The organism is Peribacillus sp. RS7 (assembly GCF_041956845.1).
In the GTDB taxonomy this organism is placed as follows: Bacteria; Bacillota; Bacilli; order Bacillales; family DSM-1321; genus Peribacillus.
This window is the reverse complement of sequence record NZ_CP168135.1, coordinates 1,414,972-1,439,642: the sequence shown is the minus strand read 5'-3', so window position 1 is coordinate 1,439,642 and position 24,671 is coordinate 1,414,972. Positions and strand designations below refer to the sequence as shown.

Genomic DNA, 24,671 nt, shown 5'->3' with positions numbered 1-24,671 from the left:
AAGGGAACCGTTTCGGTTCTAGCCGGTCCCCATGCGTTTTAAGGTTTTTGAAGCCGGTACCTATTGACTGGACGGCCAATGCTGCCGTACTGAACGTCAAGCTGAAGGACTTCTTCGCCATGCAAGTATTCAAGATAGCGCCTTGCAGTAACTCTGGCGATTCCAATCCCATCAGCCACTTCTTCCGCAGATAAAGATCCAGGCTGGGTCTTTATGAATTTCGTCACTTGCTCAAGAGTCGCGCCATTCAATCCTTTCGGAACATCATATTTCGGACTCGATTCAGAAGGTGTTTTGTTTTGAAAGAGAATTCGGTCAAGCTGATTTTGAGAGATTTGATGGTCAGGTTCAACCTCCATCCGAAAAGCAAAATATTGTTCAAGCGTATGTTTTAGCCTTTCGAATTTGAATGGCTTGATTAAATAGTCAAAAGCCCCGTTCTGTACCATTTTTCGGATCGTTTTCTGATCATTTGCCGCTGAAATGATGATGACATCCACATCAATTTGCTCTTTTCTTATTTGATAAAGTGTATCTACCCCGTTTAAAGATGGGATGAAGATGTCCAAAATCACAAGTTCGGGTTTAGACTCCCTGATTTTTTTTAGACCATCAAGCCCATTGGAAGCTGTATCAACTACTTTAAAGGCAGACAGGCGCTCGATGAACTGTTTGTTGACCTCTTGTACCATTGGGTCGTCTTCAATTAAAAGTACACGAATTTCATTAGTCATTTTGGTTCTCCTCTATATCGTGCATGGGAAAAGAAAGAAAAAAGCTTGTTCCTTCATTAGGGCGTGTCGTGAATTTCATTTCGCCGTTCGCTTTTTTTACAATTTGGTCTATTAGGTAAAGACCAATTCCTGATCCTTCCGCACCTTTTGTTGTAAAACCATATTCGAATATATCTTTATGAATGTCCTCGGGAATACCGGGTCCATTATCCTCAAGCACGATTTGACAATTACGTTCATCCTGGTAGATGGATAGATAAACCTGTTTCGTTTCCTCTGAAAAATGCTTTAGTGCAGCGAATGAATTTTCGATCAGGTTTCCGATTATTAAAACAAAATCGTGATGATCCATATCAGCTGGGAAGTGGTCCAGTTTCGTGTGCTTGTCCATGATTAGTTCGATTCCGAGTTCCCGTCCCAAGGAAATCTTGCTTAATATAAGCCCCACTAAATTATCATCGTGAATGTGCTTCGTTAAAAACCTGGTCAATTCCTCTTGCTCTTCCGTGATTTGAAAAATGTAATGCAGTGCTTCGTCCAGATTACCTAGCTGGATCAATCCAGCTATCGTATGAAGTTTGTTCATATGTTCATGGTTTTGGACGCGCAGGGCTTCAACGAAAGCTTTGACACTAGTCAACTCTTCAGCTAGCTTCGTCACATCGGTGCGATCCTGGAAAATGGCCACGGCACCGATCGTTTTATCCGCAATCTTTATCGGTACCCGGTTGCTTACAATATTCCTGTTTTGAACGGAGATTTCCTGATTGAAGATGGGTGATGACCGGTCGAGCACTTCCGGGAGACGGGTATCATGTATAATATCATTGATATTCTTGCCTATGACCGCACCGTCAATATTGAATATTTGCTTAGCCTTTTCATTGAAAATCGTGATTGTCTGATTATTATCTATGGCGATGACCCCTTCATGCATGGCATTGAAAGCGGCTGTCCTTTCAACCAACATCCGTGAAATTTCATGTGGTTCAAGTTGAAAGGTCTCTTTTTTTATCCGTCTGGCCATGAGCCATGAGCCGCATACACCGAATAGGAGTGTAAGGACCAGGATAATCGCGATTTCGCCTTTCAGATCCTTGATTAATTCCGGTATCGTAGGCAGGATATTCCCAACCAGAACGACGCCGATTTGCTCTCTATCTCTATCAAGGATCGGGACAAAGGCGCGGACGGAAATGCCAAGTTCGCCAGCGGCCTTTGAAAGGTATTCGTGTTCAGCGAACGCAGCGCTTTCGTCGCTGCTGCCCGAGGGGGTTCCCAATTGGCTGAACACAGGGTGGGAATAACGTATATGCTGATTGTTGAGTACAACTATATAATCCGCTTGATGGATTTTCCTTAAATTTTCAATAATCGGATTGAGCTGCGTCCATCCTTCGGGCTCACGGACCAATTTTTGTACTTCAGGAAGTTCGGCAATGGTATGGGCGGTGATCATCGATCGTTTGCCAATTTCATCTTCCCTGACTGAAACGATATTTCCAAATATAAAAATCCCGCCTATAAGTATCGAAAAAGCGACGATTACGAATGATAGCAGGGTGATCTTAACTTGAATGGGCATATGAAAGGATTTATCCATTGTTTTTCCTCCATTACTTCTATACCTAATAGTAACAGAATTACTATCACTTTTCGCTATTTTTCGCGCATTGTATTACGACAGCAAAAAGGCTGTGATAGAATAGTGATAACGTGAAGTGAGCGGTAAGGAGTTGTCGATATGCGTGCATTATGGGGGTACTTCATATTAATTGGCTTGGGACTGTCGATAGCAGTATATATATCGTTTCAATCGTTCTTTACAAGCTTCGGTTTCAATTTGCCGAAGGATGAGGAGCAGGTAGGGATGAAGGATCAAATCGTAATTAAGTTCAGTCATGTCGTAGCCGAAAATACACCTAAAGGGCTAGCTGCGAACCGGTTTGCCCAACTAGTCGATGAATATACAGATCATCGTGTCAAAATTGAAGTTTATCCTAATCAGTCATTATATAGTGATCTTGAAGAAATCGAAGCATTACAGGAAAACAAGGTGCAGATGATTGCTCCAACTACATCTAAAATTACGAGTATATCAAAAAAATGGATGCTATTGGACCTCCCTTACGTCTTTCCAACGGACGCTGCCTTGCAGGAAGCTTTGAATGGGGAAGTGGGGGAAGAGCTGCTTAAGCAGCTGAATACCATTGATATCGAGGGACTCGCATTTTGGTCGAATAACTATAAACAGATTACAAGCAGTAAACCGATACGGCATCCAAGTGATTTTGCAGGAAAGAATTTTAGAATCATGCCAAGTGCAGTCTTGGAAAGCCAATTTAAGCATTTTGGGGCGACAACATCTCAGCTGGAGTTTAATGATACGTTTAAAAGTCTTGAAATCAATGAAACGGACAGCCAGGAAAATACGATTTCGAATATCTATTCCAAGAAATTATATGAGGTGCAAAAATATTTAACGATCAGTGATCACGGCTATTTAGGGTATGTCGTCATGATAAACAAGCCATTTTGGAACAAACTCCCGTTGGATATTCAGCAGCAAATCCAACGGGCGATGGATGATACAACGAAATGGCTATGGAACAAATCAACTGAATTGAATCAGGAACAGCTACGGGAAATTCAGCAAAAATCGAATATAGACATCTATACACTGTCAGATGAAGAAAAGAAAGAATGGATGGAAGAGATGACCGTCATCTATCCGGAATTTGAATCAACGATTGGAACCGAATTGATGACGAAAATGGAAAAGATTCGCGAGAAGCATTTAAAGGAATAATGAAAGCGGGCTTTTTAGTCCGTTTAAAAGGAAAAAAAAGCGGACCCATAAGGACCCGCTTTTTTTTTGACTATTGCAATGCAGTTTGCAGTGTCTTAATATTTTTTTCCATTAAACTGAAGTAATCTTCGCCAGCTTCGATATCTTTATCCGTCAGAACGGAAAGGTTATGGAGCTCAAGTGATTTCGCTCCCATTTCCTTTTGGATGATCTCGGTTAGTTTAGAACTGATATTCTGCTCAAAGATGACGTAATTCAAGTCCTCTTTATCGGCCATGGTTACAATTTTCCCCAGTTCCTTTTGAGATGGCTCGTTTGAAGATGTTAGTCCTGTGACGCCAATCTGTTCAAGACCGTAGCGTTCCTCCCAATACCCATAAGCGGAATGGGAAACGATGATCTTATTGGTACGACCCGACTCGATTGTTGTCGCGAATTTTTCATCAAGTGACTTCATCTTTTCGGAAAGCTTGTTGAATTGGCTATCGAAATATTCTTCCTGTTCAGGCATTTTCTTCGTTAATTGGTCCTTGATGGTTTTAGCCATCTCTATGGAATAGATGGGATCTAACCATAAATGCGGATTGACGCCCCCATGGTCATGACCGTCTTCTTCATGTGCATGTTCATCTTCGTGTGCATGCTCTTCTTCATCAAGATGAACCGTTTCGCCTATCGCGACTGTGCCGACGCCTTCTTTGCTTAAAATTGGTTCAGCTTTAGTTACAAAGCCTTCAAGATTATAGCCAATGTAGAAAAATAGGTCTGACTCAGCCATTTTTACAATATCTTTTTGAGAGGGTTCAAATGAGTGTTCATCCGTTCCGGGTGGATAAACCGTTTCGACGTTCACGTACTCCCCACCAATGGCTTCCGTGAAGTATTGCAATGGGTAAACCGTCGTATATATATCTAAGGTATCCTTCTCTTTTTTAGTGGATTCTCCTTTTGAGTTGCTGCAGGCTGACAAAAATAGCGCAGTAACAAGGAAAAGTGAGAGCAATGCTCGATTTTTCATATGAAATGCTCCTTTATAATTCGTATTGATTACGATTTGGATTTTATGTGTAAAAACGAAATGATTACGATTTGACTTCTGTATAATACAAAAAATTGCAAAGGAAAGCAAGGGTTTTTTCTAATCCTCACCTTTTTTCTTTTTTTCAGGAACAAGGTCAATGCCTCCTGGATGAAACGGATGACATTTAAGAATCCGGATGAGTGCTAACCAGCTTCCTTTTATAGGTCCGAAACGGTTGATCGCTTCCAAACCATAATGGGAACACGTTGGGTAAAAACGGCAGGTAGGCGGTTTTAATGGAGAAATGGCAACTTGGTAAAAACGGATGATTCCCATTAATACTTTTTTCAACACGATGCTTTCATCTCTTTTCGAGTAAATTCACTACCCTCAATTATAGCATATTTTCTAAATTTCCAATAAGGTATAAGCATATTGGTAATCCGATAGATATAATGAGAATTAATTTTAAAGGATGAAATATATTGTTATTCAAGGTAAAATAGAGATGACATACAATTAAGGAGTGAATTAAATGCCTTCAGTTGAAAGCTTTGAATTAGATCATGACGCTGTTAAAGCCCCATATGTTAGACATTGCGGTGTCCATAAGGTAGGAACAGATGGTGTTGTTAATAAATTTGATATCCGTTTTTGCCAGCCGAATAAACAAGCGATGAAGCCGGATACGATCCATACACTGGAACATTTGCTTGCATTCAATATCCGTAAGCATTCTGAGCGTTACGATCATTTTGATATTATCGATATTTCGCCAATGGGCTGTCAAACAGGATATTACCTTGTTGTCAGCGGTGAGCCGACAGTAACGGAAATCATCGATGTTCTTGAAGATACATTCAAGGATGCCGTTACAATTACAGAAATTCCTGCTGCAAATGAAAAGCAATGCGGCCAAGCAAAATTGCATGATCTTGAAGGAGCTAAGAAATTAATGAATTTCTGGCTTACACAAGATAAAGAAGAACTTCATAAAGTTTTCGGTTAATGAAAAAGGTTCCCGTCATTTTTTGACAGGAACCTTTTTTATTTTTCGGATTCTTCCTTATTCCGCTCATCCTCTGGCAAAGGGTCAATGGGATCCACTGTATGCTTGTAGCTGTAACCTTTTCCGATGGTTAGGACGGATAATGCCAATACAATCAAAATCACAATAATGGAGATAACTAAAACCGTAATCATACTTTACAGCCCCTAACGTTCACAATTTAGATTCATTTTAGCATAAGAACCGAATTAGATAATGTTTCAATTTTTGAATAGAGGGAATTATAAAGGTATAACCAACTTACGGAGGTAGATATTTATGGCTCAGAAAAAATTAGGAACTTTAGTGAATAAGGAAATTGCAAACTTCAGTGTTCTTTATACGAAAATTCATAATTACCACTGGTTCGTGAATGGACCGCACTTCTTTGAACTTCATCAAAAATTGGAAGAGCTATATAAAGAAGTGACAACCAATTATGACGAACTGGCTGAAAGACTATTGGCCATTGGTGAAAAACCGGTCGCTACCCTTAAAGAATACTTGGAATTAACCACGATTGAAGAAGCGACAGGGAAAGAAAATACAGAAGATATGGTTCAAAGTGTCATCAGTGATTTTGAGAAGCTTTCCGAAGAGTTCTTGGAAATTATCGAAGTTGCGGAACAAGAAGATCCGGTTACGGCTGATATGCTGACAGGCATGAAGAAAAGCTTAAACAAACATGCTTGGATGTTACGTGCGTATTTAGGACATTAAGGTTTAAGGAAAAGCTCTACTTCGGTAGGGTTTTTTTTTGGGAGGAAAAAAACTAAAACAACAAAAAGGCATCCATCAAGAGAGGGACACCTGACAAGTATGTATTAATGAATATTCCGTGGCGGAAAATGTGTAGGTTTCGTGTCGTTCATGCTATTTTGTGCGAACTTCCCTTTTAAAGTTTCAATAATGTAAAGGCCCATTAGATTGGTTAGTTCCTGATCATCCATCTCTTGAAGCAATTCGAAAATTTCCTTGCGATCCAGTTGTTCCAGAACGGCAAAAGTAAGCATATCAATATCTTCTTCATCACCAGTCATCTTATTGCGGTACATATTGTATAATTCTTCAATTAACTTCAAAACTCTCACCTCACATTTATTAGAAATCCGTTATCTCTTTATATGTAGGTTATCAAAAAAACCTCTGGGTGCATATAAAAATCTGAAGGGATGCTTGGGCTTATTATATGTTTTACCCTTTGAAAGATACTTTAATCTATTATTTAACATCTTTGTTCTTCTTTAAGCAATATTTTCCATTGTATGAAGTGGGGAATTACGTGAAAAAATAAGCGTAGGATTTATGGAAAGGGTGGATGAATGTGTCTGAAAACAGGAAAAAGTATTACATTTGGCTTCCGAATGGGCAGATAACACAAGATAGGGAAAGTTCTCCATGGAATTTCGAAATCGAGGCGACTGATAATGAAGTCATCAAGTTACGTGAGTTATTTGATTATAATTATTCAGTAGGGGAAGAAAACTTTTACCGGGCGCATGTCCCATACCTACAATATCATTTTGACCGGGAAAATGATAAACAGGACATCACACTCCAAAAAATTTACGAGATGATTTATGCACTAGGTACTGAAGAAGGAAGACGGCATATAGAAAGTATGGGGATTTTACAGGCAAAACCAACAGACGATGGCCTCGAATATTGAGGTACCATCGTTTTTTGATGTGATGGAGATTCTTGCTGGATTATAATGAAAGATGGATCCAATAAAAATCAGCATTATTTCTTACATGGGGAGAAGGGGAAAAATGAAACGCTTTTTAGATAAGAACGGATATAAGGTGGAATACTCCGAGGATCCTGTTTTTGGTGAGTCCTGGCATGTTTTTGTGCTAAGCAGGTATAAGGGAATGTGGGTATTGACCAAACACAGAGAGCGGGGGCTGGAGTTCCCGGGAGGTAAGCGGGAAGCAGGGGAGTCGATAGAACAAACAGCCATACGGGAAGTGTATGAAGAAACAGGGGGGGTAGTGGAGGAGCTGCAATTTTTGGGACAATATAAAGTGCATGACCCAGTTAAGCCATTCGTTAAATCGATATACTATGCTTCTTTGCGTGAGGTCGAAAAGAAGGAAGATTACCTGGAAACGGACGGCCCGATCTTTTTGGAAGCATTTCCGGATGTACTGGGTGAGGAGTTTAGTTTCATCATGAAAGATCAGATTGTGCCTTTGAGCTTATCAAGGCTGGATGGCAGTATATAACTGAGAAACGAGTAGATGAGGAAAATTTACGGATGTTTGACAATTTATAGGTAAAAACATCAAATTCACGAATTAAGGCTCGAATTCACGAGTAAAAGCACGAAACTCACGAGTAAACCGCGCAAACTCACGAGTAAAAGCACGAAACTCACGAGTAAACCGCGCAAATTCACGAGTAAAAGCACCAAACTCACGAGTAAACCGCGCAAATTCACGAGTAAATCGCCGAAACTCATGAGTAAACCGCGCAAATTCACGAGTAAATCGCCGAAACTCACGAGTAAACTGCGCAAATTCACGAGTAAATCGCCGATACTCATGAGTAAAGCACGAAACTCACGAGTAAACCGCGCAAACTCACGAGTAAATCGCCGAAACTCATGAGTAAAGCACGAAACTCACGAGTAAACCGCGCAAACTCACGAGTAAATCGCCGAAACTCATGAGTAAAGCACGAAACTCACGAGTAAACCGCGCAAACTTACGAGTAAACCGCGCAAATTCACGAGTAAAAGCACGAAACTCACGAGTAAACCGCGCAAATTCACGAGTAAATCGCCGAAACTCACGAGTAAACCGCGCAAATTCACGAGTAAAGGCACGAAACTCACGAATAAATCGCCTGACATGAATGAAAAACTGCCGAGGGTTATCGGCAGTTTGGTTAGTCTTTGATTAGCTTTCGCTCGAGCAGTTCGACAAGTTGATACATGATGGTGGCAAAGACGGCGATGATCATCAAGGCAAGCATGACGAGGGTGAAGTTGAAGACTTGAAAGCCATAAATGATCAGGTAGCCCAGTCCTTTCGCCGAGACAAGGAATTCTCCGACGATGACGCCGACCCAGGAGAGGCCGACATTCACTTTCAATGTCGAGATGATCGTTGGGAATGAGGCGGGTAATATGGCTTCCCGAAAAGCTTGTGTTCTTGTGGCTCCAAAAGTTTGGAGCACCTTCAGGTAGTTCGGGTCCACTTCGCGAAATGCGGTATAGACGACGATGGTGGTGATGATGATGGAGATGATTGCCCCCATCGAGATGATGGAAGGAAAGCCAGGGCCGAATGCTACGATGATGATGGGGCCGAGTGCTACTTTCGGCATGGCATTTAAAATGACGAGATAGGGGTCAAGTGTTTTTGATAATCTTGGCGACCACCAGAGCAGTGATGCCAGGACCGTTCCAAGAAAAGTCCCTATGATGAAGCCGAGAACGGTCTCGAATAGCGTCACTCCGGAATGGGAAAGCAGCGTTCCATCACTCAATTTCTGTATGAAAAGGTGCCACACTTTAGTTGGGGAGCTGAAGATGAGCGGGTCAATCCATTCCATCCTGGAAAAAAGTTCCCAACTACTGAAAAAAACTATGAAAATCAGGATCTGATAAAAGCGAATGAGCCTGTTTTCCTTTTTTAATGAGGTTTTATATTGGTTATGAAGTTGTTCAATATTCAAGGCTCTCAAGCTCCTTCCAGATCGTTTGGAATAGCATCGGATACTGTGGATGGTTGCGTGCATGGAAAGGCGTCAGTTCACGCATTTCATCGGGAACATCGAAAGTTTTGTGCACGCTACCCGGGTTCGCGGAAAACAGATAAATGCGGTCACTCATTGCAATGGCTTCACCGATATCATGGGTGACGAGCACGGCTGTCTTTCCGAAGGATTTCAAGGTTTCAAAAACAAGGTCTTCCAGCTTCAGCTTCGTTTGGTAATCAAGGGCCGAGAAGGGTTCGTCAAGCAAAAGGATTTTTGGATCGACCGCCAGTGTCCGTGCCAGTGCAGCCCTTTGCCTCATTCCGCCTGAGAGTTCGCGCGGATATAATTTTCCGGTGCCTCCCAATCCAACGTCACTTAATAGTTTCAGCGTCTTTATTCTCTCAAGGCCTTCATCCTTTTTAATCAGTTTCAATCCTAATAAAACATTTTCTTCTATCGTCTTCCATGGAAATAGATAATCCTGCTGCAGCATATAGCCGATTGAAAGGTCACTGTTGGCCTTCAGCGGTTTGTTTTCGAGCAGGATCTTTCCCGCAGTGGGCGGAAATAGCCCTGCGATGATGGAAAGCAGGGTGGTCTTTCCGCAGCCGCTGGGACCTAGAAAAGAGACGAATTCACCTTTTTCAATGTCGAGGGAAATGTCCGCGAGTGCGGTCGCTGCCGTCTGATTTGAAAAATAAGTATGGTGAATGTCTTGGATTTTTAAAAAGCTCATCGGACATCCTCCTTACCTTTAGCTATGCTATTTAGTGACTTCTTCAGCAAAATCTGTATTGACCAGCTCATCATGGCTTATACGTGAAGGCAGCTCTCCTGCTTCATCCATGATGTTTTGCAGATTGTTCCATTCTTCTTCATCAAGAATGGGGTCGGTGGCAAAGGATCCTTGTTCTTTGTAGCGGTTGATGACTGTTTCCATCGTCTCGATATTGGTATCTTCAAAATATGGCTGAATGACTTTGGCGATTTCGGCAGCGTCATTTTCCTGAACCCAATCCTGTGCTTTCTTCAATGCCTTCGTGAATTTCTCGACAGTCTCTTTGTCTTCTTTCAAATAGCTTTCCTTAGCCATATAAACCGTATAGGGAAGATGCCCGGACTCGGTGCCGAAAGAAGCGACGATATAGCCTTTTCCTTCTTTTTCAAACACGCTGGCTGTTGGTTCGAACAGTTGAACAAAATCGCCGGTTCCGGAAGCGAAGGCAGTTGCGACATTCGCAAAATCAATATTCTGGATGAGATTCAAATCTTCTTTCGGGTCTATGTTATGTTTTTTCAATACGAACTCGCCGGCCATTTGTGGCATCCCGCCTTTTCGCTGGCCTAGGAATGTAGAGTTTTTCAGCATATCCCATTTGAAGTTGTCGATTTTTTCACGTGAAACAAGAAACGTTCCATCCGTCTGTGTTAATTGGGCAAAGTTGATGACGGGATCGTTCGAACCTTGTGCCTGAACATAGATCGATGTTTCAGAGCCAACGAGAGCAATGTCCGCACCATTGGACAGAAGCGTGGTCATCGTCTTGTCGCCGCCTGCCGTCGTTTTCAAATCAATGCTTAGGCCCTCGTCTTTAAAAAATCCCTTTTCAATCGCTACATATTGCGGTGTATAGAAAAGGGAGCGGGTAACTTCGGCCACCCTGACCTTCGTTGTTTCCTGGTCCTTGTTGCCGCATGCTCCGAGCGGGATCACCAGCATACACAGAAGTAAAAATATGACACCTGCTTTACACCATTTTTTCAAAATTCCTTCCTCCTTGATAAATAGGTATTTTGCCTACCTTATCGTATGAATGGAAGAAAAAAATGTGAATGTCTCTTAGGGGATAAAAACAAGCGGATGTTTTACAATAAGATTAAAGAGAAAGGAGAGTGGAAATTGGAGAACGGGACGATTATTTCAAAACGGCGGTTTCCCTCACCGCATCCACAAATCCATCTTTATTCAGTTACATACATATCACAAGGCCTGAAAGTAAAGGGGTTACTGGCTGAACCGGTTGATGGTGAAATTCACGATGCCTTCTTATATTTACGCGGCGGGATTAAAAATGTCGGCAAGGTCAGGCCCGCAAGGATTGTGCAGTATGCCGTAGAAGGTTTTATCGTTTTTGCCCCTTTTTACCGTGGAAATCAAGGCGGAGAGGGAGATGAGGATTTTGGGGGAGAAGATAGGTTCGACGCAATATCAGGATTCAATCTTCTTGAACAGCACCCCCGAGTGAATAAGGACCACATTCATATCCTCGGATTTTCCCGTGGCGGCATCATGGCGCTTTGGACTGGGATATACTGCAAGAATGCAGCGTCGATTGTCACATGGGGAGGTGTGTCGGATATGTTTTTAACATATGTCGAACGTGTCGATATGCGTCGGATGATGAAGCGGGTTATCGGCGGAACACCAAAAAAATACCCTGATCAATATGAATACCGTACTCCATTGTTTGCGATTGAAGATTTGAATATACCCGTTCTGATCATTCATGGTGAAAAAGATGACAATGTCGCCATTGAACACGCGTACAGGTTGGAGAAAAGATTGAAAATGCATGACAAAGAGGTCGAAAGCTGGTATTTTCCTCAATTCACGCATTACTTCCCACCGGCCATTAACAGAAAAGTAGTTGAAGATTTAACAACTTGGATGAAAAATAAAACCGAATAATGATAGAATGAAGTATATTCTAAGTATATTGGCAAGAGGAGGAGATACAACATGGGCATGCCTATGGAACTCAATACTATGATCGTTACAAAAGGGAATGAAACCCGAGAAGAAGAAAATATCTTTCGGCTATCGAAAGCAGGTTACCGGTTATACCCTATCGATATCCCAATTGATGTCCGTAAAACGATTCAATCTGACTCAAGCGGAACAGCCGTTATCCAAAAAATTGAATGGACCAGTGAAAAGACCATCATTACGTACCAACTTCTATCACTGAACTCAACTAACTAAATAGACAAGCGCTTGCCGGGAATCGTTTTCACTGCAAGCGCTTTTTTTGGTTGAGTTGGCAGAATTCGACCTCCGCGCTGATAAATCGACCTTACGCGTTGATAAATCGACCTACACCAAAATAAATCGACCTCCGCATCCATAAATCGACCTTACGCGTTGATAAATCGACCGTCGTCATTCGCCACACAGCAAAATTCCAATTGATATTCAATATTCGAAATGAATGACACTGAAAGAATGATAAAATGGTGTAAAAAGCATGAGGTGGGGTGATTTGGGGATTTTGGTGAGTTCTTGTTTAGCGGGTCTTGAGGTGAGGTACAACGGTACACACAGCCTGGACGATAGAATTATGGAATTAATGAGGGAGAAAAAGGCTGTAGCGGTTTGTCCTGAGTTGCTTGGCGGTTTTTCGACACCTAGGGAACCTGCTGAGATAATTGGCGGTGATGGTGGGGATGTCCTTGATGGAAAAGCGAAGGTAATTGAAAAGTCGGGTCGGGATGTAACGGAGTTGTACATAGAAGGAGCCAATCTTACATTATTGAAAGCCCAGGAGGTTGGAGCGACGCTTGTCGTTTTAAAAGAAAATAGTCCATCCTGTGGAAGTGCGACGATTTATAATGGTGAATTCAAGGGGGAGAGGAGGGTCGGGAATGGAGTGACCGCGGCTTTGCTTAAACGCCATGGATTCACGGTTACATCAGAGGAAGGGTTAGTCGATTATCTGGACGAAAAATGATTTAGATAGTGCTTTTGAAAGAAGGGGAATACATGGAGGATATCAATCTCTATACTTTGCTATTTTTAATTATTGCGGGTTTTATTGCTGCATTCATCGATTCCGTTGTGGGCGGAGGCGGCTTAATTTCCATTCCGGCTTTATTGTTCACGGGGATTTCGCCTTCTGCGGCACTTGCGACTAATAAGCTTGCGGGTACAATGGGATCTTTAACGAGTACGATTTCATTCATTCGGGCTGGCAAAGTGAATTTCAAATTCGTCATCAAGCTGTTTCCGATTACTGTGATTGGAGCGGCATTAGGGGCTTTTGTTGTACATTTCGTTTCTGCTGAAATATTAAAGCCCCTCATTTTAATCTTGTTGGTCATTGTTGCGATTTATACGATGGTAAAAAAGGATTGGGGTAAAGATGCAAGGTATAAAGGACTGACAAGGAAGAAAATGTTACTTCTGATTGCCATAATTTTTGCCATTGGTTTTTATGATGGTTTTCTTGGACCAGGGACAGGCTCCTTTTTATTATTTTCATTTTTGATCATTGGATTTGATTTTGTCCAGGCAGCTGGGAATGCAAGAATATTGAACTTTGGAAGCAATATAGCCGCACTTATCATTTTCTTATCGATGGGGACCGTCAATTTTGCCTATGGAATTCCGATGGGTCTTGCAATGGTCGCAGGAGCATTGGTCGGAACGAATTTCGCAATTAAGAAAGGTGCTTCCTATGTACGTTTATTATTCATTTGCGTCACGATTTTACTGATTGGAAAAAATGTCTTGAATTATTTTCATGTGTTTTGATGATATAAAAAATGGCCGGAGATACAAATTTGTATCTCCGGCCATTTTTGAATTCATTTTGTGTAATTCAAGTCCCAGTGAACGCCAAATTGATCCTTGACTTTACCATACTTGGCCCCCCAAAAGGTATCTTGCAGTTCCATTAAGGATAATCCTTTTTCACAGATGGCATCATATAAATACTGGATTTCCGAGTCGCTTTCACATTCGAGGACCAACGATACATTATTCCCGACTTGAAGGGGATTGCTTGGAAACGTATCAGATACCATGATCAACATATCGCCTTTTTTGATTTTGGCATGCAAAACAAGGTCATTCGCTTCTTCAGGTGTTGGGAAACCAGCTTCACCGTAAGTTTGCAGGTCGGTAATCTCTGCTTGGAATACCTCAGCATAAAAGGCTAATGCGTCCTTTGCTTGTCCATCGAACATTAAATAGGGGGTAACCTGATTTTTCATATGAATCCTCCTTCTTGCACATGACTTTCATTTCGACAGAGATATCATATCCTCCTTTATTTCATCACAGGGAATATGATTTGTGTGTTTTTTATTATAAAAACTTGCCTGACGAACGTTCGTTAGGGTATGATAGGTTTATCAGAAATACAAAAAATAATATTCGGCAATGAAAGGTGAACCTTATTATGAAAAGTGATGAAATAAAAAAAGCGGCACTCAAATATTTTTCGATTCATGGGTATGAGGGGACTTCACTCTCACAAATTGCGGAGGAAGTCGGAATAAGGAAACAATCCATTTATTCTCACTTTAAAGGGAAGGACGATCTGTTTTTATCTGTCCTTAAGGACGCCAAGGAAATGGAGCTTTCGTCTTATGTGGAGTATTTCAAAATGATGCGCAACAGTGATCCGGAAGAGACTCTATACGGATTTTTGGAAGAAATGATCAAGATGTTCCAGGAGGTAGAAAGTTTGAAGTTTTGGCTTCGCATGGGATTCTTTCCGCCAACACATCTATACAATGAAATACAGAAGGAGACTGATGATCTTCAGGTTCAACAGGAAGCCTTAATTGAAGAGATATTCCGATCATGGTTATCAGAGGGGGCTTTAAACACAGGGAATGCGCGGACCCTGACATTGGCGTATTCAGGTGTCATCGTGGCCATTATGGTTGAACTGGTTTATGCCGATAATCGAGAGCGGGTGGCGGAAAAACTTGCAGCGTCATGGTCCATTTTTTGGAGAGGTATTTCAAAGTAAGGTCGAATAGCAGGAGATGGTAAACATGTCATTAAGAGAAAAACAACAACAAAATCTACTGGAGATGGAATCGACGGGAAGGGTCTTTTTACGCTATTTGATTCCTTCTATGATAGGAATGGTATTGATGGCATTGAACTTTGTTGTCGATGGTGTGATGGTCGGCAATAAACTTGGATCGGTTGCCCTTGCAGGAGTTAATATAGCAGGGCCCATTTATACGATTTTTGTAGCGATGTCGATTTGGATCGGGGTAGGGGGCGCAACACTTTATTCACAAAGCATGGGGGCAAGGGATTATGGCCGTGCACGCTTTATTTTCACCCATTCCATCATTTTGATTACGATATTCACCGTAATCATTGGTCTGATTGCCTACGCTTTTCACCATCAGCTTGTTTATGCACTAGGGGCCAATGAAGCAACGGCTCCCTTTGCAACGGACTACATGAATGTTTTCTTGATGCTGGGCTTTGTTTTCACGTTGGAAAACACTTTAAGCATATTTGTCAGGAATAATGGCAATCCGAATTTGGCCATGGCCTCCCTTATCGTTACAGCCATATCCAATTTCGTTTTGAACTTCATTATACTTTACGTACTTGAACTAGGGGTGCGTGAGACAGCTTATGGTACGATCTTGGCAGCAGCATTGGGGATACTGGTTCTAAGCCTGCACTTTTTCACGAAGAAGAACACGCTTCGTCTCGTCAAGTTCCGTTTTGAAAAGTCACTATTCATGATGACGATGATGATCGGTTTTCCTAGTTTCTTAGCGGAAATAGGTGTATCCGTCTTTACTATCGCTCATAATAATGCGTTCTCCCGACTTGCAGGCACCGATGGATTAGCTGCATTTTCGATTGTGAATTATGCCCATAGTGTAATGCTGTTGATGTTTCTCGGCATAGGGTCGGCGATCCAGCCGCTGGTAAGTTATTATCATGGTGCAAAAGATGAAAAGAGGAAGCGCGAAACGGTCCGCATTGCCATTTTTACCGCAATGGGGGCAGGAATATCCATTACCCTCATGGGACAGGTTGCGGCTCCTTTCATCGTGAATTTATTCGGTGATTTTTCAAGTGACGTTAAAGAACTTGCTACAATTGGAATTAGGATCTTCTTTAGCGGCTATATCCTAATGGGTGTCAACTTTGTCATGATGACCTATTTCCAATCAATTGGGCAAGTGAAGATGGCCGCCTGGATCACGATTGGGCGAGAGTTCATTTTCATGCTGATATTCTTGCTGACATTGCCGCTTATATTCGGGACGAATGCAGCATGGCTGGCCATTCCATTATCAGAGGTGGTCATATTCTTAACCGTCCTACTTTATTTAAAAAGAAAAGGTTCGAAAATTTGGGGAAAAGCCCAGTTCAATAAAATGATAAATTGAGGATCACCAATTTTGGTGGTCCTTTTTATGCAAGGACTTAGTAAGAGAGATAAATTTAAATATCATATATTAGTTTTGTGCTTTATCAAAACACACTTCACAGAAGAAACTTCCTTCATTTCTTCAATATGCTTTTATTTCAGTCATCCCTCTACGCTTCGGATAACGCATTTTCACAAGAACAACTTCATCGGCTTTAATTTCTTTTCCACAATTAACACACTTTGGGTCTTCCCCGAACATTTAAACACCTCCAAGCAATGTAAAGTTTTAAATCCAATGAACTTTGATATATCAAAACTATCATAAGTATCTGCCATTTCAAATACAAATTAATAGTGGTTTTTTGTCCTTCGTTGCTTTGACTATTTTTGCGTCCCCTTTCGTAAATGAAATTCAAGTGATGACCCAGAATGTTAATGCTGGCGCGGATTCAATAAAAGAAATAGCATTTATTTCGGGATAAGGGCAAATGATAGGTGTGCCGCGACTGAACAGATTTCCGAAGGTGCTCAATTATAGATCTAACTAATTGAAAAAGCCTGCCGGTAAAGTGGCAGGCTGATTTAATCATCTTTTTTTATTGAACCATTTTCATATTGGAAGGGGGAATTTCATACTATGCTTTAATAGGATTTCAACAATCCGCTTTGAAGCAAGTCCATCTCCATATGGGTTGGAAGCTGTGGCCATTTTTTTATAGGCCTCTTCACTCGTAAGTAGGTCATTGGTTAATTGGTAAATTCGTTCTTCTTCGATCCCTGCCAATAATAGAGTGCCAGCTTCTATTCCTTCCGGCCGTTCCGTCGTATCGCGCAATACGAGAACTGGAACACCCAGTGATGGGGCTTCTTCTTGCACCCCTCCGGAATCTGTCAGGATCAGATGGGATCGCGCAGCGAAATTATGGAAATCAATCACCTCTAAAGGCTCGATTATATGCAGCCTATCGTTATCGTTGAAAATCTCATGAGCGATTTCGCGAACGACTGGGTTTTTATGAATCGGAAAAACAACTTGGATATCTCCATGTTCATCAAGAAGCCGTTTCACGGAACGGAATATTCCTTGCATGGGTTTTCCGATATTTTCACGACGGTGTACGGTCATCAATAGCATTCTATCGCCATTCAACCCGGAGAGGATCGGATGCGTGTAGTCTTTTTGTATCGTTGTTTTCAAGGCATCGATGACAGTGTTACCGGTAATGTGGATACGGTCATTCTGTTTGTTTTCCATTAGGAGATTTTCAGCAGCCTTCTTGGTCGGTGCAAAGTGCAAGTCAGCCAGGACTCCAGTCAACTGTCGATTCATCTCTTCAGGGAACGGTGAATGCTTATTCCAGGTACGTAGACCAGCTTCAACGTGACCAACCTGTATCTTATTATAGAAAGCAGCCAAGCTTGCGATGAAAGTTGTCGTTGTATCCCCATGAACGAGGACGATATCCGGTTTTATATTTTTCATGAGCGAACTCAACTTTTCAATGCCTCGAGTTGTAATTTCTTCTAATGTTTGCCTATCCTTCATCATATCCAAATCGTGATCTGGCTTTATTTGAAAACATTGCAAGACTTGGTCGAGCATTTCCCTATGCTGGGCGGTGACCACCACGATGGTTTCTATTTCTTCTTGATGTTTTTTCAGTTCCAATACGACGGGTGCCATTTTGATGGCCTCCGGTCTTGTACCAAATACGGTCATGACCTTTAAACGTTGTTTAGGCATGCTCATTTCCTCCCCTTCTAAATGTCCTCCCCATTATAGCGGGAAGTTCATGGAAAATATAAAAATGAAACAATAATTAACGGAATATTTACAATATTAATAAGGACTTTATATTTCTTTAACTTTCAGTTAATATCTGGCATTTACAATGAAAAGCAGGAACATAACAACCCAAGAATAGAGGTGATAGGCGTATATGAAAAGCGTCCTGATGATCGTGCAAAACTTTTATCCGGAAATCGGAAGTGCGGGAAATAGAATGAAAAATATATATCTCCATTTGAAAAGAAACGGATTTGAGGTAACGGTCATCACATTGAAGCCGAGTTATCCTAATCAAAGTTTATATCAAGATACAAAGTTTTGGGATGAAGATAGCATTGAAGAAGATGTCATCAGGATAAAGCCGGACAAAGTGAAGCGGTATACAAGCAATATGGGAAAGCGGTTGCTTCATTATCTTGAAGCGATGTGGCTTTTCATTTATACAATCATCCGTCTCGAAAAAAAATATGATTATGTGTTTGCCACGACCCCGCCGATCTTCCCGACATTGGCGGCGTTGATCGCCAAGAAAAAGATGAAGGCGAAACTCATTACCGATGTCAGGGATTTATGGCCGGAATCGTTGATAGGAGTAGGAGTGTTTACAAATAAGTGGGTTTTGAAAATCGCTTTCTTTCTGGAAAGGAAGCTATATCGGCATTCGGATTTTATCATAATCAATAGTCCTGGTTTCAGGGATTATATCGTTTCAAAGGGAGTAAAGGAGGATACCATCCAATTCATCCCTAATTCGCTTACTGCGGATGAGCTGACTTTAAAGAATTTGCTTACACCCGTATCGGAAAAAATAATCAAGGTCGTTTATACAGGGAATATTGGACTGGCTCAAGACCTGAAAAAACTGATAGCCGTGGCTGAAAAGCTAAGGGAACATAAGCAAATCGAGTTCTCGATGATCGGATATGGATATCGGGTATCCGAAGTGGAGAAGGAGATCGGATCTAAAGGGCTGACTAATATAAAGGTGATTAATGCGATGAATAGAAGAGTGACTCTTCATGAAGTTTCAACTTCTCACATTGCATATGTAAGCTTGGTTGAAAAAGAGGTCTTCAACAAGGTGCTGCCTGGTAAAATCATCGATTATATGTGTGTCGGAAAGCCCATTGTCGGTGATGTTGCTGGAAGGGCCAAGAAGATGCTCACAGAGGCGAAATGCGGGTTGGTGGCAGACAGCCGAAATGTTGATGAAATCAGTCAGCATATCCTGACCATGGCCTCAGATCCAGCCCTTCGTAAAGAACTGGGGGAAAACGGTTATCAGTATGCTAAACAACATTTTCAATGGTCCAAAAATATTAAAGGTCTCATCAACGTGATGGAAGCGTCAGGCTGAAAATCTGGAAGTGGAGGACAACATGGCGAAGAAAGTATGTATGTTTGTGTGGAATCACTTTACGAACGATGCAAGGGTTCTAAGAGAATGCACAGCACTTACTGAAGCGGGTTATGAAGTGGATTTGATTGCCATTCATAACTGGAAGATCAAGGATTTGCCCAAAAAGGAGAAACATCAAAATGGTTTCACTGTCACTAGGGTGAATAACCGCTGGGAGGCGCTTCATAGGATTCTCAGGATCGTAGGCAAATTGAAGAAAAAGAAGTTTGAAATCGTTCTACTGGCATTATTGGTTTGGAATACGTTGTGGAACTTGAATTTGATCAATGGCTGGGTGGGATCGGGAATATTGTTCGGTTCCCTTGCACTCCTTGCGATCGGCACCTTGATCATGAGTAAAACGAAGCTGCCGACCCTATTAACAAGGAGCTACATTTTTGGTCAAATGATCCACCATGGCCGGAAAAGGAAATATGATTTTTATCATTCGAATGACTTGAATACGCTAATGCAGGGAGCGATCAGCAGTAAATGGTTAAGGCGAAAAAAGCTGATATATGACTCACATGAGGTACAAACGAGCAGAACGGGATATAATAGCCGACTTTACGGGATGATGGAGAAATTCCTATTAATATTTGTTGATGAAATGATTGCCGAAAACCATACGAGAGCTAAGTATAACGAAGACTTATATGGTTTATATCCCAATGTGGTCCATAACTACCCAATTCCAACCAATCCGGAGGAAAGTACGGCCGTGAATTTGCATGAGCTGCTCGATTTGCCAGCGAATGAGCCGATATTGTTATACCAAGGCGGCGTTCAAATGGGCAGAGGTTTAGAGCAATTGGTTGATGCTGTACCGATGATAGAGGGTGGGACAGTGGTTTTTATAGGAGATGGAAGAATCAAGGATGATTTGATGAAAAAAGTAAGCGACATGCATCTGGAACATCGTGTGAAGTTCTTACCGAAGGTTCCGGTCGACGAGCTGCTCCATTATACGAAAAATGCGTATTTAGGTTTTCAGGTATTGAATAATGTCTGTTTTAATCACTACTCCGCTTCTTCAAATAAATTGTTTGAATACATGATGAGCGGTGTGCCTGTGGTTGCCTGTAGTTTTCCTGAAATCCAAAAGGTGGTCGATGCGGAACAGATTGGCGTGTGTGTCGATTCACATGATCCAAAGTCAATTGCCGAAGGAGTCAATTACCTATTGAAACATCCTGAAAAAAGGGCGGAAATGAGCAGTAATTGCCTGAATGCCCGGCAAAAATACAATTGGAAACAAGAGAAGGAAATCTTTATCGATATTTATCAATCTGCCTAACAAAACGAGTGTAGCAGAAAAATAGGATAGGAGTGGTTAATATGAAACTTTGTACAATGGGACTAGGTTATATAGGGCTTCCAACTTCTTTAATGTTTGCGAAACACGGTGTCGATGTTATCGGCGTGGATATCCAGCCTGAGGTTATCTCCAATTTGAATAATGGTAAGCTCCATATCGAAGAACCTGGACTTGAGCAGGTATTACATGAGGTACTTATTTCCAATAAGTTTCGAGCTGCTTTAAGCCCGGAACATGCTGATGTTTTCATTATTGCAGTCCCTACTCCAAATAAAGATGATATGCATCAATCATGTGATTTAACCTACGTCTTAGAAGCGACATCCACCATTCTTCCTTTTATCAAAAAGGGAAATGTCATCATTATCGAATCGACGATAGCGCCAAGAAGCATGGATGATCATATCAAACCGATGATAGAAATGACGGGCCTCACGATCGGTAAAGACATCTTCCTCGTTCATTGCCCGGAACGTGTTTTACCTGGAAGGATTCTTGAAGAGTTAGTTCATAATAATCGTATCGTCGGAGGGATCACGGAAACATGTTCTTATAAAGGGAGCTTAGTTTATGAAACCTTCGTTCAAGGTGAAATCATTCAGACGGATGCGAAAACGGCGGAAATGTCCAAGCTGATGGAAAATACTTTCCGGGATGTCAATATCGCCCTTGCAAACGAGCTGGCAAAAGTCTGCTTCCAGCTGGACATCAATGTCTTGGATGTCATAGGGATGGCAAACAAGCACCCACGTGTCAATATTCACCAACCAGGCCCTGGAGTCGGGGGACATTGTTTAGCAGTCGATCCGTATTTCGTCGTAGCAAAGGCACCAGAGTATGCGAGAATCATTAAATTGGCACGTGATACGAACGTATCGATGCCTTATTACATTGTCAATTGCGTAAGAATGATGCTCGAGGGAATCCGTCATCCAAAGGTAGCGGTTTTCGGACTTTCATACAAAGGAAATGTAGATGATATTCGTGAAAGTCCCGCCATTGATGTCGTCAATATCTTGATGGGAATGGAAAATGTGGATGTAGCCTTGCATGATCCGCATGTTCAATCTGGGAAAATGCCAATCGTTTCAGTGGAAGATGCTGTAAAAGGTGCCGACTTGATACTTGTCCTGACCGACCATGATGAATTTAAACGGATGGATTATGATAAGCTATCGGATCTTATGGCCAATAAATTGATTTTGGATACTCGGAATTGCATTGATGCGAACGAAACCGATGTCCCGGTGGCCAACCTGGGCAATATATATCAATACAAAACGATGTCCATGAAAAAAGCCAGGAATAAAGCGATCATCTAAAAACTTGGACAAACATCGATAATGGAATAAGGATAAAGGGGGCGCTGACTATGGACAGTGCCCTTTTTGTGGTTGAAAGTCAAGCTCTGCAACTGGCACGGGGGGGAGCAAAATGAAGAAAGGACCAAGCAAGAGCTTGGTCCTTTTGTGTACAATTTATTAAGCTGTCGGTCCGCCAAGTTCTTCGATTTCACTTGGAACGCTACCGAATTTCTTGAAGTTTGCACGGAATTGAGCTGCAAGAGCTGTTGCTGCTTGTTTATAAGCCGCAGGATCTGCCCAAGTCTTGATTGGTTGAAGCACTTCGTCAGGAACTCCAGGAACATGAAGCGGGATATCCAAACCGAAGATTTCATCTTTGATCGTTTCGATGTTCGCTAATTCACCTTCAAGTGCCGCTTGTACCATCGCACGAGTGTAAGCAAGTTTCATACGGCTTCCGGTTCCGTATGCTCCGCCAGTCCACCCAGTGTTGACAAGGTATACCTTTGCATTGTGCTCGTCAATTTTATCACCAAGCATCTCAGCATAGCGTTGAGCGGGAAGCGGTAAGAACGGTGAACCGAAGCAAGTGGAGAATGTAGCTTCCGGTGAAGTTACCCCTCTTTCAGTACCAGCCAATTTACTAGTGTAACCACTTAGGAAATGGAACATTGCCTGTTCTTTGGAAAGCTTGCTGATTGGAGGCAGAACGCCTGAAGCATCAGCTGTTAAGAAAATGATTGTATTTGGGTGTCCTGCAATACTTGGGTTCACGATGTTATCGATCGCTTGCATTTGGTATGCAGCACGGGTGTTTTCAGTCAATGAACTATCATCATAGTCCGCTTCACGTGTATCCGGATCCACAACTACATTTTCCAATACGGCACCGAAGCGGATCGCATCGAAAATTTGTGGTTCTTTTTCACGTGAAAGGTTGATCGTTTTCGCATAGCAGCCACCTTCGATGTTGAATACGCCGTTAGAAGACCAGCCGTGCTCGTCATCGCCAATCAGTTTACGGCTAGTGTCTGCGGATAAAGTTGTTTTACCTGTTCCAGACAGTCCGAAGAATAAAGCGACGTCTCCTTCACGTCCTACGTTAGCAGAGCAATGCATTGGAAGGATTCCAGCCTCTGGAAGTAAGTAGTTCATGATCGAGAAGATCGATTTTTTCATTTCTCCTGCATATTCCGTTCCGCCGATCAGGATGGTACGGCGTTCAAATGAAACGATGATGAAAGTTTCGGATGAAGTCCCGTCCACTTCTGGGTCTGCTTTGAAATTAGGTGCCGAAAGAATTGTGAATTCAGCTTCGTGACCTCTTAATTCCTCTTCGTTCGGACGGATGAACAAAGTATGGGCAAAAAGATTATGCCAAGCATATTCATTAACAACTCGGATGGGAAGACGTGATGATTCGTCTGCACCAGCGAAACCTTTGAAAACGAAAATCTCTTCTTTTGCTTTTAGGTAGTCAACTACTTTATTATATAGTTTATTGAAAACATCTTCAGAAATTGGCTGGTTCACTGAACCCCAATCGACTTTATCCTTAACGGATGCTTCTTCCACGATATATTTATCTTTAGGTGAACGACCAGTATACTTGCCGGTTTCAGCTTTTACTGCACCAGTTGATGTTAGTACGCCTTCATTTCTGCTTAATACTTTTTCGACCAATTGAGGAACTGAAAGTTGAGTTTGAACATTGTTTCCTGTTAATAACTGGTGTAACTCATTAGAAACATCTACAGAATTCATATATGAGGTACCTTCCTTTGTTTAAGTTTTTATATTACAATTAGTATAACACATTCATTTAAATAGTCTATACTATTTCTTTTAATTTGTGATTATTTTCAACTGGTTTCGTTAATCAATTTTCCTTATTAAGGCGCAGGAACCGAGTCAATACAATTGCATATACTTACATGGAGTGAAAATTTTATTTTAAATAGGAAGTAATTAAGCAACATATTTCTAATTGGCCATTCCTGTTAGTATGCTTTATTTTCTATTATTAATGGCAATTTTCAACATTTCTATTCGCCTTCTGCCTTGGAAACCCTTTGAAGACGCTGAAACAACCCATTTTTTCAAGTGGGCGGATATGTTCTTTTTAGAAAAACATTGACAAGTTCCAACCTGATACGATATTATCTTAAATTGTACGGATTCTCTTATCCCGAGTTGGTGGAGGGACAGGCCCTTTGAAACCCAGCAACCTGCCATATTGAACTTGACTCCAAGATCGATCGCCGAAAATAAAGCGATGGTTCTTCAAGGAATAGTGGTGATGGTGCTAACCTGAGCAAGGTAAAAAACCCTTGAACGATAAGAGTGAAAGGATAGAAGACAGAATTTTAAACCTTTCCTCATTTGCCAGGGAAGGTTTT

At 41.6% G+C, this 24,671-nt stretch carries 28 protein-coding genes, 1 pseudogene and 1 riboswitch; of the genes and pseudogenes, 14 read left to right on the top strand and 15 right to left on the bottom strand.

The window, feature by feature from the left end:
• Nucleotides 1-38: 38 nt before the first annotated feature.
• Together ACDZ29_RS07395 and ACDZ29_RS07390 are read right to left on the bottom strand one after the other, a co-directional pair.
• Complete coding sequence (locus ACDZ29_RS07395) at nucleotides 39-734, bottom strand: response regulator (RefSeq protein ID WP_375090573.1); 696 nt, start codon at nucleotides 732-734, stop codon at nucleotides 39-41.
• Nucleotides 727-2,337 (bottom strand): ATP-binding protein, encoded by a 1,611-nt coding sequence (locus ACDZ29_RS07390; RefSeq protein ID WP_370016624.1) that lies wholly within the window; start codon nucleotides 2,335-2,337, stop codon nucleotides 727-729. Before ACDZ29_RS07390 ends, ACDZ29_RS07395 begins: the two co-directional genes overlap by 8 nt.
• 141 nt (nucleotides 2,338-2,478) lie before the next feature.
• Here ACDZ29_RS07390 and ACDZ29_RS07385 point away from each other — a divergent pair, with 141 nt between their 5' ends.
• A complete protein-coding gene (locus ACDZ29_RS07385) occupies nucleotides 2,479-3,543 on the top strand; it encodes a DctP family TRAP transporter solute-binding subunit (RefSeq protein WP_289314644.1) in 1,065 nt (354 codons plus the stop codon).
• A gap of 70 nt (nucleotides 3,544-3,613) precedes the next feature.
• Here ACDZ29_RS07385 and ACDZ29_RS07380 read toward each other — a convergent pair whose 3' ends face one another.
• The gene (locus ACDZ29_RS07380; RefSeq protein WP_375090572.1) at nucleotides 3,614-4,561 is read right to left on the bottom strand and encodes a metal ABC transporter solute-binding protein, Zn/Mn family; all 948 of its coding nucleotides are present in this window, start codon (nucleotides 4,559-4,561) and stop codon (nucleotides 3,614-3,616) included.
• Between the two features lie 120 nt (nucleotides 4,562-4,681).
• Complete coding sequence (yidD, locus tag ACDZ29_RS07375) at nucleotides 4,682-4,900, bottom strand: membrane protein insertion efficiency factor YidD (RefSeq protein ID WP_370017110.1); 219 nt, start codon at nucleotides 4,898-4,900, stop codon at nucleotides 4,682-4,684.
• 199 nt (nucleotides 4,901-5,099) lie between these two features.
• On the opposite strand from yidD, the gene ACDZ29_RS07370 reads away from it, so the two are divergent.
• Nucleotides 5,100-5,573: an S-ribosylhomocysteine lyase gene (locus tag ACDZ29_RS07370; protein ID WP_289314647.1), complete on the top strand. Its 474-nt coding sequence runs from the start codon at nucleotides 5,100-5,102 to the stop codon at nucleotides 5,571-5,573.
• A 38-nt stretch (nucleotides 5,574-5,611) separates the two neighbouring features.
• On the opposite strand, the gene ytzI is transcribed toward ACDZ29_RS07370, so the two are convergent.
• Nucleotides 5,612-5,767, bottom strand: coding sequence for a YtzI protein (gene ytzI, locus ACDZ29_RS07365; protein WP_289326724.1), 156 nt, complete (start codon nucleotides 5,765-5,767; stop codon nucleotides 5,612-5,614).
• A 124-nt stretch (nucleotides 5,768-5,891) separates the two neighbouring features.
• Between ytzI and ACDZ29_RS07360 the strand changes: the two genes are divergently transcribed.
• On the top strand, nucleotides 5,892-6,332 hold the full coding sequence (locus ACDZ29_RS07360) for a DNA starvation/stationary phase protection protein (RefSeq protein WP_289326723.1): 441 nt from the start codon (nucleotides 5,892-5,894) through the stop codon (nucleotides 6,330-6,332).
• Between the two features lie 104 nt (nucleotides 6,333-6,436).
• On the opposite strand, the gene ACDZ29_RS07355 is transcribed toward ACDZ29_RS07360, so the two are convergent.
• Nucleotides 6,437-6,703, bottom strand: a complete 267-nt coding sequence (locus tag ACDZ29_RS07355) for a DUF6154 family protein (RefSeq protein WP_370016622.1) — start codon at nucleotides 6,701-6,703, stop codon at nucleotides 6,437-6,439.
• A gap of 227 nt (nucleotides 6,704-6,930) precedes the next feature.
• Here ACDZ29_RS07355 and ACDZ29_RS07350 point away from each other — a divergent pair, with 227 nt between their 5' ends.
• Nucleotides 6,931-7,281: a hydrolase gene (locus ACDZ29_RS07350; RefSeq protein WP_289326722.1), complete on the top strand. Its 351-nt coding sequence runs from the start codon at nucleotides 6,931-6,933 to the stop codon at nucleotides 7,279-7,281.
• Between the two features lie 103 nt (nucleotides 7,282-7,384).
• A complete protein-coding gene (gene ytkD, locus ACDZ29_RS07345) occupies nucleotides 7,385-7,840 on the top strand; it encodes an RNA deprotection pyrophosphohydrolase (RefSeq protein ID WP_375090571.1) in 456 nt (151 codons plus the stop codon).
• Between the two features lie 65 nt (nucleotides 7,841-7,905).
• Here ytkD and ACDZ29_RS07340 read toward each other — a convergent pair whose 3' ends face one another.
• The 5 genes from ACDZ29_RS07340 to ACDZ29_RS07320 all read right to left on the bottom strand — a co-directional run bounded on the left by ACDZ29_RS07340 (nucleotide 7,906) and on the right by ACDZ29_RS07320 (nucleotide 11,040).
• A complete protein-coding gene (locus ACDZ29_RS07340) occupies nucleotides 7,906-8,160 on the bottom strand; it encodes a hypothetical protein (protein ID WP_375090570.1) in 255 nt (84 codons plus the stop codon).
• A 120-nt stretch (nucleotides 8,161-8,280) separates the two neighbouring features.
• Nucleotides 8,281-8,469: a hypothetical protein gene (locus ACDZ29_RS07335; RefSeq protein WP_375090569.1), complete on the bottom strand. Its 189-nt coding sequence runs from the start codon at nucleotides 8,467-8,469 to the stop codon at nucleotides 8,281-8,283.
• Between the two features lie 35 nt (nucleotides 8,470-8,504).
• A complete protein-coding gene (locus ACDZ29_RS07330; protein WP_375090568.1) occupies nucleotides 8,505-9,305 on the bottom strand; it encodes an ABC transporter permease in 801 nt (266 codons plus the stop codon).
• The gene (locus ACDZ29_RS07325) at nucleotides 9,286-10,056 is read right to left on the bottom strand and encodes an ABC transporter ATP-binding protein (protein ID WP_289326716.1); all 771 of its coding nucleotides are present in this window, start codon (nucleotides 10,054-10,056) and stop codon (nucleotides 9,286-9,288) included. The genes ACDZ29_RS07330 and ACDZ29_RS07325 overlap by 20 nt, the downstream gene beginning before the upstream one ends.
• Nucleotides 10,057-10,083: 27 nt before the next feature.
• A complete protein-coding gene (locus ACDZ29_RS07320) occupies nucleotides 10,084-11,040 on the bottom strand; it encodes an ABC transporter substrate-binding protein (RefSeq protein ID WP_289327398.1) in 957 nt (318 codons plus the stop codon).
• Between the two features lie 141 nt (nucleotides 11,041-11,181).
• Here ACDZ29_RS07320 and ACDZ29_RS07315 point away from each other — a divergent pair, with 141 nt between their 5' ends.
• The 4 genes from ACDZ29_RS07315 (at nucleotide 11,182) to ACDZ29_RS07300 (ending at nucleotide 13,851) form a co-directional block, all read left to right on the top strand.
• Nucleotides 11,182-12,009: an alpha/beta hydrolase family protein gene (locus tag ACDZ29_RS07315; RefSeq protein ID WP_375091112.1), complete on the top strand. Its 828-nt coding sequence runs from the start codon at nucleotides 11,182-11,184 to the stop codon at nucleotides 12,007-12,009.
• A 51-nt stretch (nucleotides 12,010-12,060) separates the two neighbouring features.
• Nucleotides 12,061-12,303 (top strand): DUF2584 domain-containing protein, encoded by a 243-nt coding sequence (locus tag ACDZ29_RS07310; protein WP_101225571.1) that lies wholly within the window; start codon nucleotides 12,061-12,063, stop codon nucleotides 12,301-12,303.
• Nucleotides 12,304-12,580: 277 nt separating this feature from the next.
• Complete coding sequence (locus ACDZ29_RS07305) at nucleotides 12,581-13,048, top strand: DUF523 domain-containing protein (protein WP_375090567.1); 468 nt, start codon at nucleotides 12,581-12,583, stop codon at nucleotides 13,046-13,048.
• Between the two features lie 32 nt (nucleotides 13,049-13,080).
• Nucleotides 13,081-13,851 (top strand): TSUP family transporter, encoded by a 771-nt coding sequence (locus ACDZ29_RS07300; protein WP_289314657.1) that lies wholly within the window; start codon nucleotides 13,081-13,083, stop codon nucleotides 13,849-13,851.
• 53 nt (nucleotides 13,852-13,904) lie between these two features.
• Here the strand turns inward: ACDZ29_RS07300 and ACDZ29_RS07295 are convergent, their stop codons facing one another.
• The gene (locus ACDZ29_RS07295; RefSeq protein ID WP_375090566.1) at nucleotides 13,905-14,312 is read right to left on the bottom strand and encodes a VOC family protein; all 408 of its coding nucleotides are present in this window, start codon (nucleotides 14,310-14,312) and stop codon (nucleotides 13,905-13,907) included.
• Between the two features lie 188 nt (nucleotides 14,313-14,500).
• Here ACDZ29_RS07295 and ACDZ29_RS07290 point away from each other — a divergent pair, with 188 nt between their 5' ends.
• Together ACDZ29_RS07290 and ACDZ29_RS07285 are read left to right on the top strand one after the other, a co-directional pair.
• Nucleotides 14,501-15,079: a TetR/AcrR family transcriptional regulator gene (locus ACDZ29_RS07290; protein WP_375090565.1), complete on the top strand. Its 579-nt coding sequence runs from the start codon at nucleotides 14,501-14,503 to the stop codon at nucleotides 15,077-15,079.
• Nucleotides 15,080-15,104: 25 nt separating this feature from the next.
• Complete coding sequence (locus tag ACDZ29_RS07285; protein ID WP_375090564.1) at nucleotides 15,105-16,478, top strand: MATE family efflux transporter; 1,374 nt, start codon at nucleotides 15,105-15,107, stop codon at nucleotides 16,476-16,478.
• Nucleotides 16,479-16,604: 126 nt separating this feature from the next.
• Here the strand turns inward: ACDZ29_RS07285 and ACDZ29_RS07280 are convergent.
• Nucleotides 16,605-16,721 (bottom strand): annotated as a pseudogene (locus ACDZ29_RS07280) (Fe3+ hydroxamate ABC transporter substrate-binding protein); the annotation flags it as partial.
• Between the two features lie 351 nt (nucleotides 16,722-17,072).
• Nucleotides 17,073-18,206, bottom strand: a complete 1,134-nt coding sequence (gene wecB, locus ACDZ29_RS07275; protein ID WP_375090563.1) for a non-hydrolyzing UDP-N-acetylglucosamine 2-epimerase — start codon at nucleotides 18,204-18,206, stop codon at nucleotides 17,073-17,075.
• Between the two features lie 196 nt (nucleotides 18,207-18,402).
• Between wecB and ACDZ29_RS07270 the strand changes: the two genes are divergently transcribed.
• From ACDZ29_RS07270 to ACDZ29_RS07260, 3 genes are read left to right on the top strand one after another with little or no spacing between them, the layout of a single operon-like run.
• Nucleotides 18,403-19,608: a glycosyltransferase family 4 protein gene (locus ACDZ29_RS07270; RefSeq protein ID WP_289326709.1), complete on the top strand. Its 1,206-nt coding sequence runs from the start codon at nucleotides 18,403-18,405 to the stop codon at nucleotides 19,606-19,608.
• 22 nt (nucleotides 19,609-19,630) lie between these two features.
• Nucleotides 19,631-20,947, top strand: a complete 1,317-nt coding sequence (locus ACDZ29_RS07265) for a glycosyltransferase (RefSeq protein WP_289326708.1) — start codon at nucleotides 19,631-19,633, stop codon at nucleotides 20,945-20,947.
• 41 nt (nucleotides 20,948-20,988) lie between these two features.
• Nucleotides 20,989-22,290 carry a nucleotide sugar dehydrogenase gene (locus tag ACDZ29_RS07260; protein ID WP_289326707.1) on the top strand — a complete coding sequence of 434 codons (1,302 nt, stop codon included), beginning with the start codon at nucleotides 20,989-20,991 and terminating at the stop codon, nucleotides 22,288-22,290.
• Between the two features lie 159 nt (nucleotides 22,291-22,449).
• Here ACDZ29_RS07260 and pckA read toward each other — a convergent pair whose 3' ends face one another.
• Nucleotides 22,450-24,036 (bottom strand): phosphoenolpyruvate carboxykinase (ATP), encoded by a 1,587-nt coding sequence (gene pckA, locus ACDZ29_RS07255; protein ID WP_370016613.1) that lies wholly within the window; start codon nucleotides 24,034-24,036, stop codon nucleotides 22,450-22,452.
• Between the two features lie 416 nt (nucleotides 24,037-24,452).
• A riboswitch (SAM riboswitch) is annotated at nucleotides 24,453-24,616 on the top strand.
• Nucleotides 24,617-24,671: the final 55 nt, after the last annotated feature.

Bases quoted from the DNA above. Each gene is read 5' to 3' on its own strand.
- ACDZ29_RS07390 (WP_370016624.1), bottom strand. From the start codon at position 2,337: ATGGATAAATCCTTTCATATGCCCATTCAAGTTAAGATCACCCTGCTA.
- ytzI (WP_289326724.1), bottom strand. From the start codon at position 5,767: ATGATTACGGTTTTAGTTATCTCCATTATTGTGATTTTGATTGTATTG.
- yidD (WP_370017110.1), bottom strand. From the start codon at position 4,900: ATGGGAATCATCCGTTTTTACCAAGTTGCCATTTCTCCATTAAAACCG.
- ACDZ29_RS07385 (WP_289314644.1), top strand. From the start codon at position 2,479: ATGCGTGCATTATGGGGGTACTTCATATTAATTGGCTTGGGACTGTCG.
- ACDZ29_RS07290 (WP_375090565.1), top strand. From the start codon at position 14,501: ATGAAAAGTGATGAAATAAAAAAAGCGGCACTCAAATATTTTTCGATT.
- ACDZ29_RS07300 (WP_289314657.1), top strand. From the start codon at position 13,081: ATGGAGGATATCAATCTCTATACTTTGCTATTTTTAATTATTGCGGGT.
- ACDZ29_RS07370 (WP_289314647.1), top strand. From the start codon at position 5,100: ATGCCTTCAGTTGAAAGCTTTGAATTAGATCATGACGCTGTTAAAGCC.
- ACDZ29_RS07320 (WP_289327398.1), bottom strand. From the start codon at position 11,040: ATGCTGGTGATCCCGCTCGGAGCATGCGGCAACAAGGACCAGGAAACA.
- ACDZ29_RS07325 (WP_289326716.1), bottom strand. From the start codon at position 10,056: ATGAGCTTTTTAAAAATCCAAGACATTCACCATACTTATTTTTCAAAT.
- ACDZ29_RS07360 (WP_289326723.1), top strand. From the start codon at position 5,892: ATGGCTCAGAAAAAATTAGGAACTTTAGTGAATAAGGAAATTGCAAAC.
- ACDZ29_RS07315 (WP_375091112.1), top strand. From the start codon at position 11,182: ATGTTTTACAATAAGATTAAAGAGAAAGGAGAGTGGAAATTGGAGAAC.
- ACDZ29_RS07340 (WP_375090570.1), bottom strand. From the start codon at position 8,160: ATGAGTATCGGCGATTTACTCGTGAATTTGCGCAGTTTACTCGTGAGT.
- ACDZ29_RS07295 (WP_375090566.1), bottom strand. From the start codon at position 14,312: ATGAAAAATCAGGTTACCCCCTATTTAATGTTCGATGGACAAGCAAAG.
- ACDZ29_RS07335 (WP_375090569.1), bottom strand. From the start codon at position 8,469: ATGTCAGGCGATTTATTCGTGAGTTTCGTGCCTTTACTCGTGAATTTG.
- ACDZ29_RS07395 (WP_375090573.1), bottom strand. From the start codon at position 734: ATGACTAATGAAATTCGTGTACTTTTAATTGAAGACGACCCAATGGTA.
- ACDZ29_RS07265 (WP_289326708.1), top strand. From the start codon at position 19,631: ATGGCGAAGAAAGTATGTATGTTTGTGTGGAATCACTTTACGAACGAT.
- ACDZ29_RS07285 (WP_375090564.1), top strand. From the start codon at position 15,105: ATGTCATTAAGAGAAAAACAACAACAAAATCTACTGGAGATGGAATCG.
- ACDZ29_RS07380 (WP_375090572.1), bottom strand. From the start codon at position 4,561: ATGAAAAATCGAGCATTGCTCTCACTTTTCCTTGTTACTGCGCTATTT.
- ACDZ29_RS07350 (WP_289326722.1), top strand. From the start codon at position 6,931: ATGAATGTGTCTGAAAACAGGAAAAAGTATTACATTTGGCTTCCGAAT.
- pckA (WP_370016613.1), bottom strand. From the start codon at position 24,036: ATGAATTCTGTAGATGTTTCTAATGAGTTACACCAGTTATTAACAGGA.
- ACDZ29_RS07270 (WP_289326709.1), top strand. From the start codon at position 18,403: ATGAAAAGCGTCCTGATGATCGTGCAAAACTTTTATCCGGAAATCGGA.
- ACDZ29_RS07260 (WP_289326707.1), top strand. From the start codon at position 20,989: ATGAAACTTTGTACAATGGGACTAGGTTATATAGGGCTTCCAACTTCT.
- ytkD (WP_375090571.1), top strand. From the start codon at position 7,385: ATGAAACGCTTTTTAGATAAGAACGGATATAAGGTGGAATACTCCGAG.
- wecB (WP_375090563.1), bottom strand. From the start codon at position 18,206: ATGCCTAAACAACGTTTAAAGGTCATGACCGTATTTGGTACAAGACCG.
- ACDZ29_RS07310 (WP_101225571.1), top strand. From the start codon at position 12,061: ATGGGCATGCCTATGGAACTCAATACTATGATCGTTACAAAAGGGAAT.